The sequence below is a fragment of the Hydrocoleum sp. CS-953 genome (genome assembly GCF_002260545.1).
Lineage (GTDB): Bacteria > Cyanobacteriota > Cyanobacteriia > Cyanobacteriales > Microcoleaceae > Trichodesmium.
Genome location: NZ_LGSU01001324.1, coordinates 1 through 9989 on the forward strand (window position 1 = coordinate 1; position 9989 = coordinate 9989).

A 9989-nucleotide genomic window follows, 5' to 3' on the forward strand; every position below is an offset into this window, starting at 1 on the left:
GGTATAATATATTTTTATTAATTATTATAGAATTATTTGAGAAAGAAAAAAATATGTTCAGGAAACAATTAATTGGAATTATCAGTCTAATACTAACAACATTTTTGACAGCTCCTGCTAGGGCTGAAACAGTAATGGAAAAAGTAGCCAGAACAGGAGTTTTGACTATCAGTACCAGAAGTGATTTAATTCCCTATTCCTACATTAATGAAGCAGGAGAATTAGTCGGATATTCAATAGATTTACTCAATCTTGTTCAAGAAGAACTAGAGCAACGACTTGGTAAAGATATTATTATTCAAGTTGTAATAGAAGAAAAAATTTCAGAACGAATTCCTAAACTTAGAAGTGGAGAATTTGATATTGCCTGTGATACAGCATTTACTTGGGAAAGAGATAGATTTGTAGATTTTTCTACTAGCTATGCTGTTTCAGGTATCCGTTTATTAGTAAATTCTGAAAGTAATTTGGCATCTCCAGAATCTTTAGCTAACAAACGCATTGGTACAGCTCCAAATAATCCTGGAGCAGTAACAATAAAAACAATTCAACCCCAAGCTAATTTAGTAAGTGTTAACAGTGTTGAAGAAGGATTAAATGCTTTAGAAGAAGGGAAAGTTGATGCTCTAGCAGGAGATACTGTTATTCTTTATGCAATTAGAGAAGAACTCGGTAAAGATTCTTATAAACTTGTACCAGAACAACCTTATGCAAGATACGGAATGGGTTGTATGGTTGCTGAAAATAATTCTACTTTCCTGAATCTAGTTAATTATTCAATCATCAAAATGATGCAAGGCTACCTAGTAGGAGAAAATCGTTTTGAAGAAATGGTTAATCAGTGGTTTGGTCCGGAAGGAATCATCAATATAGACCCTACAATTATCCGTAACTTTTTCCAAAATGTTCTGATTACTAAAGAACAAGTTCCTCTTGATCAAACTGATTCTCAAGCTATTATTAAATAATTAATAATTAATAATTAACAATTAATAATTAATAATTCCCTCTTCTTATAAATGAATAGGATTGGCTCAAAAGAATTTTTTTTCTTTTTTCTACATGAATGGAGAGGCTTTATACCTTGGTTTTTCGGTAAATAATTCCGTAAGCATTTCCTGCGGAATGCTGCGCAAACAGCTATTAGCTAACAGCTAGCCTCCTAGGTCCGAACTTCGTTAACAGCTTTTTAATCAATAAAGCAAACATTTGCTGAATTTCTACTATACTACTATATTTTTCACTACTAGAATTGAAGCACAATAGCAACTAGCTTTAGTTATCAATTCTAATTGTCATGAAGCTATTAGCTGATTGCTGACCGCTGACTGCTGAATGCTTACATAATTCCATTTTAATTTCAGGAGAAAACTTAGTGCAACTTTATACAAAAAGTAGTTGGGTAGGATTTTTATTAGCTTTATCAACCCTGAATATTCCTACAGCTAATGCCACAGAAAATATTCCACTTCAGCCAACAGTTGAAAATCGCATAAATAGAATTACCACAACTCTTAAACAAAAAGAAGAACAACTGCAAAATTCATCAGATGTCGAACTAGACTCTATAGCATTAGGTTGGGGAGATAGTAGAAATCGAAATTGGGTTAATACTCCTAGAGGTCGAGGTTGGGGTGATGCTAAAAATCGAAATTGGGTTAATGGTAATCGTGTTAATTGGAAAGATGGTCACGGCGGTAGTTTTACTAATGTAAATCCTTGGCGCAATAGTTGGAGCGATCTGGGTGGTTTTTACAATTATCCTGGTGGCTTTAATAACTCTCGTCCCGGTGGAACTTGGAGTAATCGCAACAATTTTTCCAATTTTCGTAGATGACAATTAAATTTAGTTTTTACAGGAAAAAATGTAATGAAAATTTCTACAAAAAGTAGTTGGGTAGGGTTTTTACTTGCTTTATCAACACTAAATATTCCCATAGCTAATGCCACAGAAAATATCCCACTTCAACCAACAGTTGAAAATCGGCTCAATAGAATTACAGCAGCTATTAAACAAAAAGAAGAACAACTTCAAAATTCGTCCGATGTCGAACCAGATAGAATAGCAGTTGGTTGGAGTGATCGTAAAGGTGGAAGTTGGGTTAATACTAGGGGTCGTCGAGGTTGGGGTGATGGTAAAAATAGAGGTTGGGTTAATGGTAATCGTGGTGGTTGGAAAGATGGTAAAGGAGGTAGTTTTGCTAATGTAAATCCCTGGCGTAATGGTTGGGGTGATGGAGGTGGTTTTGTTAACCGTCGATAATAATTTAGATGTAGTTTTTAGGCAAAATATTAGGCAAAATTTACAGAAAAATAAATATGATAAAATTTTCTACAAAAACTAGTTGGGTAGGTTTTTTATTAGCTTTATCAACACTTAATGTTCCTATAGTTAATGCCACAGAAAATTACCAACTTCAACCAACAGTTGAAAATCGTTTAAATAGAATTACACAAACAATTAGACAAAAAGAAGAACAACTTCAAGAAACATCAAATATTGAACCAGATCGCCTTGCCATAGGTTGGCGTGATGGTAAAAAAGGTAGAGGTTGGGTTAATGTTAGAGGTCGTCGAGGTTGGGGAAATGGTCGTCGTGGTGGGTGGCTTAATGGTCGTCGTGGTGGTTGGGGTGATGGTAAAGGAGGTAGTTTTGTCAATGTAAACCCCTGGCGCAATGGTTGGGGTGATGGTGGTGGCTTTTATAATCGTCGTCGATGATTATATAGCAATTTAGCACTCAGCTATAAGCTGTCAGCTTTTTTGATTTTTATCCTAATATTTTAAGGTTATAGAATCAATGTTTTAGCCAAAAGGTGACAGGAGGTAGCAGTTCAATAATGGATAATTAATAATGGATAATTGATAATTAATAATTACCTCTCCCTAAAAGGAAGAGGATTGAATAAAAGGAAAATAAATTCATTGTTTCNGAGGTAGCAGTTCAATAATGGATAATTAATAATGGATAATTGATAATTAATAATTACCTCTCCCTAAAAGGAAGAGGATTGAATAAAAGGAAAATAAATTCATTGTTTCTACTTGCTTATGAGAGGCTTTAAACCTTAATTATTCGTTCAATAATTGATAATTACTTCTCCCTAAAAGGAAAATAAATTAATTGTTTATCCTTTAAAGTTTAAACCTTGATTTTTCGGCAAAACAAAAGTTTATCCAAAGTTTTTGCTAGAAGAAAAAATAACAATTTAGTTAATGTAGTGAATTAAATATAGAAAACCTGTAAGAATTCAGCAGTCAGCTATTTATTTTAGTTTTAGATCAAAGCTTTAGCTTTACTAATTGAAGTAAATTAAATCTTACTATAAAAGCCAACTTTAAAGGCTATATTCATCTAGAGCAAGTTCTTAAGATTTGGATATTATTGTTGATAGCTGACGGCTAATATAGCAATCCTAAATAGGTTGTAAGATTTTATCTAACGGGGTTTGGTCTCCAAACCCTAGCATAAATGGGATTTGGAAACCAAACCCCTACAGCTTTCTCTCACAAATCACTTAGGATTACTATAGCTGAATGCTTACGAAAACCTGATAATTATTTCTCCTAATTTCAATAATTCTGATTTTAATTTAGTTAGTAAAAAATATGAACACCATTCAATTTAATCCTACTAATACAGAACTTACTCCCGATATTGACTACTGCAAATTTGGTCCGATTTCTTTAGTTGTAATTCAACCTACCTCTTTCTGCAATCTTGACTGTGATTATTGTTATCTTCCTCATCGTCAACTGAAAAATAGATTATCTCTAGATTTAATCGAACCAATTTTTCAAAGAATTTACACCAGTAATTTTTTAGGTTGTGATTTTACAGTTTGTTGGCACGCTGGAGAACCTCTAGCTGTACCAATTTCTTTTTATGAATCTGCCTTTGAAATTATCAATCTAGCAGACAAAAAAATATAATACTCAACCTTGCCAAACATGGCATTCTTTTCAAACTAATGCTACATTAATTAATCAGACTTGGTGNATTCAACCTACCTCTTTCTGCAATCTTGACTGTGATTATTGTTATCTTCCTCATCGTCAACTGAAAAATAGATTATCTCTAGATTTAATCGAACCAATTTTTCAAAGAATTTACACCAGTAATTTTTTAGGTTGTGATTTTACAGTTTGTTGGCACGCTGGAGAACCTCTAGCTGTACCAATTTCTTTTTATGAATCTGCCTTTGAAATTATCAATCTAGCAGACAAAAAATATAATACTCAACCTTGCCAAACATGGCATTCTTTTCAAACTAATGCTACATTAATTAATCAGACTTGGTGTGATTTTTTTAAACAACATCCTGTTCATGTTGGAGTTAGTATAGACGGACCAGATTTCATCCATAATATTCATCGTAAAACTCGTACAGGTTTAGGTAGTCATGCCAGCACAATGCGCGGTATTTCTTATTTGCAAAAAAATGAGATTGATTTGAGTGTAATTGCCGTTATTACTGAAGACTCCTTAGATTATCCTGATGAAATATTTAACTTTTTTTGGGAAAATGGCATTACTGATGTTGGATTTAATATGGAAGAAACAGAAGGAGTTCATCAGTCTTCATCTTTAGATAAATTAGGCATAGAAAAACGTTACCGAGATTTTATTAAAAGATTTTGGGATTTGACAGCTAAAACAGAAGGTGAATTTAAAGTTCGTGAATTTGAGTCAATTTGTAATTTAATTTATGATGATGAGCGGCTAGAAAATACCGACATGAATAAACCTTTTGTAATTATCAGTATTGATAATCAGGGAAATTTTTCTACCTTCGATCCAGAATTATTATCTGTAAAAACAGAACGTTATGGAGACTTTATTTTAGGTAACGTTTTGCAAGATACATTTGAGTCAGTTATCCAGACAGAAAAATTTCAGAAAATTTATCAAGACATGACTGGTGGAGTGGAAAATTGTCAGCAAAATTGTCAATATTTCGGTGTTTGTGGTGGAGGAGCAGGCAGTAATAAATATTGGGAAAATGGTACATTTAATTCCACAGAAACCACCGCTTGTAAATATCGGATTAAAGTAATTACTGACTTAGTATTAGATGAGTTAGAAAATTCCTTGGGTATTGCCGGATAATACTTAAAAATACNCATGACTGGTGGAGTGGAAAATTGTCAGCAAAATTGTCAATATTTCGGTGTTTGTGGTGGAGGAGCAGGCAGTAATAAATATTGGGAAAATGGTACATTTAATTCCACAGAAACCACCGCTTGTAAATATCGGATTAAAGTAATTACTGACTTAGTATTAGATGAGTTAGAAAATTCCTTGGGTATTGCCGGATAATACTTAAAAATACTATAGCCATAAGAAATCATTCGTGAGAAAAAACTCCAGGGGTTTGCTCTCCAAATCTCTTGGAGCTTGGGTTTGGAGACCAAACCCCTACGATAAAATCTTACAACTTATTTAGGATTGCTATATTTGGTTACAAACCAAAAAAATAACCAGACAATTTTATCATCTTTGCAGTTATTTTAAAATAGTTAAGTGGCTATTTAACTTTTTTGCTTATAGCAACAGCCAGGGCGATTAGGACATAGACTGATGATGAATCAAAGACCACGGAAACACTTTTCCCACTGTTCCCTGTTCCCTGTNAGGGCGATTAGGACATAGACTGATGATGAATCAAAGACCACGGAAACACTTTTCCCACTGTTCCCTGTTCCCTGTTCCCTGTTCCCTGCTATATGGTCAAATATTCGACTTTCCAGAACTTTTTCATTATGGAATTTTGCCACAACCAATTTAGGATTGCTATATGATATCGAATGTTAGTTCAATAATTAATAATTAACAATTACCTCTTCTTTTCAAGAAGAGGATTGTTTGAAAGGGAAATTATTTTCTTTTTTCTCATTTAAAGGAGAGGCTTTAAACCTTGATTTTTCGGTAAATATTTATAGCAGTTTTCATGTTTTTAGAGTACAGAGATTTTGGTTTAAAAGAACAAGGCTCATATTATCTAGGAGAGAAGGAAGAAGGAAGAAGTTTTGTAGTCTACCTTTGTCAAAACCGCTATAATATCAAATCTGTTTGATTGGAGATAAAAAAATTATCCAATCGTCATAACTACTAAATCTTGATGATTCTCTCTCCTCCTGACTCCTGACTCCTGACTACTGAAGAGTTAACCAATCTATAACTGTTTAACTGGATTTGATATAACTACTAAAAAGTAATCTATGAAAAATATAATCCCTAATTCCAAACCAGGCAAAGCCGAACTTATTCCTATCACTTCAATGCAAAAATATTTAGTGAAAGAAGGTTACTTAATACCAGGCATAGTCACAGTAATTTTTGTCGTTTTGATGTTCGTTTCCGTGGGAATACCAAAATTATATGAATGGTTAATAGCAAGTTATATTTCTGGTGCAGCTTTCTATTTTGTCTACCGTTTGTGCGATAAACCTAAACCTTGGTGGGTATTATTTGGCTCCGGTTTTGCTACCTGTGTAATTTTAGCCAGCCCGATTTTACTTCTATTTATTATTGTATTTCGTGGTATTCTGCCTGGTAATGTGTCAGATAATTTGGAGCAATTAACTTTTCCTGCTTTATTCATTAAAATGTTTTTTGGGGCAGGATTAATGGAAGAATTGCTCAAAGCATTACCCGTATTTGGTTGTATGTGGCTAGGACATAGGTTGCGAAGTCCCCGCAGAGAACAAGTGGGAGTCTGGGGACCTTTAGACGGCATTTTAATTGGTACTGCTTCCGGCGTTGGCTTTACAATGTTTGAAACCCTGGGTCAATATGTACCTGGAATGGTAGAAAATGTCACAGAATTATTAGGGGAAGGGCTTTTAGGATTAGGAGTAGGCTATTTAGCAGGATTACAACTACTCATCCCTCGAATTCTAGGTTCCATCGCTGGTCACATGGCCTACAGTGGCTACTTTGGCTATTTTATTGGTTTAAGCGTAATTTATCCCCAGGAGCGATGGAAAATTTTAGGAGTAGGTTATCTAACTTCCTCTTTGTTACACGCTTTGTGGAATTCTACTGGAGATAGTTTGATAATTTTAGCCACAGTAGGTGCAGTTTCTTATGCGTTTTTTGTCTCAGCAATTTTAAAGGCAAAAGAAATATCAAAACTTCTGATATAGCGCTACGCATTAAGGTTAGGAGATTTTAAATCCTGTTTGCGCAGCATTCCGTAGGAAAACCCTTTTACTGTCTACTGTTCCCTGTTCCCTGTTCCCTGTTCCCTGTTCCCTAGCGCGTAGCGCTATAAAACTTTAGATAAGAAACAGAAAAACGATCGCCCTACTCAACGAAGTTAGAGCGATCGCTTTTCAAACTTAATATTAACTTTTAGCTTTTAGGAGTTATCTTAATCTTGAGGTCATCAAAACTCATATTTAAGAACTCACCTTTCACAGGCACATCTATTAAAAAGCCAATCTTAGACCCCAAGTTAGGATCGTTATCTGCAAAAGTATAGTTAAAAGACCATTCTTTTATTTCTGTCCATTCAGGGCGAGGCTTTGAACTAGATGTTTCGACAGCAGTGGTAAGTAATGTACCAGGATTTTCTTTATCTCCTCCCACAGTCAAACCAATATAATCAGCATGAGCAAGTTTCGCTGGTACTCCATTCTCATCTATTGGGTGATTGAAGTTACAGACATTAATAGTTACAGCGTAATCCCCAGCAACTAAGGGAAAATCGAAATTAACAAAGGCTTTTCCTCCGTATTTAGGAAAACTATTGGCCATCCCTAGAGTGTATGCACCAGCAGTAGAGCTGCAACCACTCATTCCATCAGGTTTGAAATGATCATCTGAGCCGACAGTCCAATCACCATCATCTTCTATATCATTTTCGATGACGATAACTTGTTCTTGAGCAGCAGCTATAGTTGGATTAATACCGAAGCAAGTCAATGCTAGTAGCACTGAAATTACCCATGCCAGTATTGATTTCATCTTGGAGTCTCCAGTTTTTGTGGTTTAAATGCTTAGGTAGTGTTTTCATTCTATGTTGATAGAGTTGAATAACCCAATCCTTAACCCATCTGGGGTTGCACTTAATTACTAAGTAACTTTTCCTGATACATAATTATAAAAATTTAATATTTTCTTTATAAATATAAATTACCCTAAATTTTTTAACTTCCCTTCGGGGAAGTCAAAGCTCTCCCGCAGGGGAGCGTCGTATGGGAAAGCCAGGACCAGGATTCGGATACCTTTATAAGCTAAACGTTCATAAGCCGTTGACAAGCTAGAAGGATTTTGTTATTGTAAAGCTCAACACAGGGGGAGGACATCACCTCTGTCTAAACAGCGGTCAGGGTTTCCCAGACTGAAGAATCTCGCTTTTTCCCGTAAGGGCAACGTCGGGAGTATGTCAATTATATCAGGGCTTATGCAGCCAAACAAGAAACCAGGTTTATTGCCCTGATGATTATTTTTTGCTCTCAGGAAATTTTCTCGACCGACCCAGTTGCTGCGTAAGTCCTGTCTATTAAACTCCCTACTGGTTTAGCATTACCAAAAATTTCTTAATTCAGCCAGTCGGCGATCGCCTCTATTTGGTCTGTTGATAATAAAGGTGGGTTATGACCACAACGAAAATGCTTCACAGTTATTTGAGGATAAATAGATTGCATTTTCTCGATAGTTTCTGGCAACAACAGATAAGATTCTTCACCATGTAACAATAATACAGGAGAACTTACTGATGACCAAATTTGCCAAAAATCAACTGGTTTTAGTTCACCTGTACTAACTCTAAACATATCTATAATAGACAAATCGTAGTGTAATTGATATTTGCCTTCGGAAGTCTTTTTAACAGTATATTTAGCTATATGCTCCCATTCTGAATCAGTCAATGCACCATAATCAGAATAAAATTCTCTAACATATTCTGTTACTTGAGTCAAATTCTCAAAATCAGGATTTCCTTGACTTAAATATTTTCCAGCCCAACGTTTTAAACTTTCAGGAACAATCTCTGGACCAATATCATTCATAACTAATCTGTTAATTAGAGAATTTTTTTGAGAGGNAGCTATATGCTCCCATTCTGAATCAGTCAATGCACCATAATCAGAATAAAATTCTCTAACATATTCTGTTACTTGAGTCAAATTCTCAAAATCAGGATTTCCTTGACTTAAATATTTTCCAGCCCAACGTTTTAAACTTTCAGGAACAATCTCTGGACCAATATCATTCATAACTAATCTGTTAATTAGAGAATTTTTTTGAGAGGCAATAAACATTCCAATTAAACCCCCCATTGATGTTCCTACCCAATCAATATTACTGAGATTTAATTGATTAATTAAAGTCAAAATATCTGAGATATAAAGAGGTAGACCATAATCAGATGAATTGGATAACCAATCACTTTTTCCTCTACCTACTATATCTGGGCAAATAATTCGATATTTTTCTTGCAAAGCAGTTGCTAAATAGTCAAAATCTCTCCCTGTACGACTAAAACCATGAACACAAATTAACACCCTTTCATTATCAGGATTACCCCATTGAGTATAAGCTATCCTATGCTGACCTTTCGGGTTTTTACATTCTATATATTCGTAATTTACCATTATCTTTTTCTATCCTAGTTATCTGTAAATCCTCGTTAAAATTATTCTTTTCTCTTCTTATCCTGCAAATTTGAAACTCAACCATTAAGCATTCAGATATTAGCAGTCAGCAATCAGCTTTTTTTGTGAAGGTATTAAAACAATTTACTTGAAGATTTATGGAATTAAAATGTGCTTTCAACTCTACCATAAAATCATATTTTAGTGCTTCACAAATGCCATCTGAGTGCCTATATTTGTGAAGCTAATTACCGATAAAAGAGTTACGAATTAGGAGGCTCACTGATGGTTATTGGCGTAGCATTACGCAGGAAATGCTTACCGAATAATTAATAGTTAATCATTAATAGTTGATAGTCAATTAATTATTCATTCAACAATTC

The 9989-nt window shown here is 34.5% G+C and carries 9 protein-coding genes and 1 pseudogene; 7 read left to right on the top strand and 3 right to left on the bottom strand.

The window, feature by feature from the left end:
- The 7 genes from grrP to AFK68_RS24425 all read left to right on the top strand — a co-directional run.
- Window positions 1-968: extracellular substrate binding-like orphan protein GrrP (grrP, locus tag AFK68_RS24390; RefSeq protein ID WP_210407595.1), on the top strand; the 968-nt coding region annotated here is incomplete at its 5' end.
- 407 nt (window positions 969-1375) lie between these two features.
- A complete protein-coding gene (grrA, locus tag AFK68_RS24395) occupies window positions 1376-1837 on the top strand; it encodes a GrrA/OscA1 family cyclophane-containing rSAM-modified RiPP (protein WP_094675815.1) in 462 nt (153 codons plus the stop codon).
- A 33-nt stretch (window positions 1838-1870) separates the two neighbouring features.
- Window positions 1871-2263, top strand: a complete 393-nt coding sequence (gene grrA, locus AFK68_RS24400; protein WP_094675817.1) for a GrrA/OscA1 family cyclophane-containing rSAM-modified RiPP — start codon at window positions 1871-1873, stop codon at window positions 2261-2263.
- A 56-nt stretch (window positions 2264-2319) separates the two neighbouring features.
- On the top strand, window positions 2320-2721 hold the full coding sequence (grrA, locus tag AFK68_RS24405; RefSeq protein WP_210407596.1) for a GrrA/OscA1 family cyclophane-containing rSAM-modified RiPP: 402 nt from the start codon (window positions 2320-2322) through the stop codon (window positions 2719-2721).
- 888 nt (window positions 2722-3609) lie between these two features.
- Complete coding sequence (locus AFK68_RS24410; RefSeq protein WP_210407597.1) at window positions 3610-3933, top strand: hypothetical protein; 324 nt, start codon at window positions 3610-3612, stop codon at window positions 3931-3933.
- Between the two features lie 67 nt (window positions 3934-4000).
- The gene (gene grrM / locus AFK68_RS24415) at window positions 4001-5110 is read left to right on the top strand and encodes a cyclophane-forming radical SAM/SPASM peptide maturase GrrM/OscB (RefSeq protein WP_256386644.1); all 1110 of its coding nucleotides are present in this window, start codon (window positions 4001-4003) and stop codon (window positions 5108-5110) included.
- Between the two features lie 1112 nt (window positions 5111-6222).
- On the top strand, window positions 6223-7149 hold the full coding sequence (locus tag AFK68_RS24425; protein WP_094675821.1) for a PrsW family intramembrane metalloprotease: 927 nt from the start codon (window positions 6223-6225) through the stop codon (window positions 7147-7149).
- A 208-nt stretch (window positions 7150-7357) separates the two neighbouring features.
- Here AFK68_RS24425 and AFK68_RS24430 read toward each other — a convergent pair whose 3' ends face one another.
- From AFK68_RS24430 to AFK68_RS46330, 3 genes and pseudogenes are all read right to left on the bottom strand, one after another.
- Window positions 7358-7972, bottom strand: coding sequence for a hypothetical protein (locus AFK68_RS24430; protein ID WP_094675823.1), 615 nt, complete (start codon window positions 7970-7972; stop codon window positions 7358-7360).
- Between the two features lie 575 nt (window positions 7973-8547).
- Window positions 8548-9021: an alpha/beta fold hydrolase gene (locus AFK68_RS46325; protein WP_371357539.1), complete on the bottom strand. Its 474-nt coding sequence runs from the start codon at window positions 9019-9021 to the stop codon at window positions 8548-8550.
- 36 nt (window positions 9022-9057) lie between these two features.
- Window positions 9058-9606, bottom strand: a pseudogene (locus tag AFK68_RS46330) (alpha/beta fold hydrolase); the annotation flags it as partial.
- Between the last annotated feature and the right edge of the window lie 383 nt (window positions 9607-9989).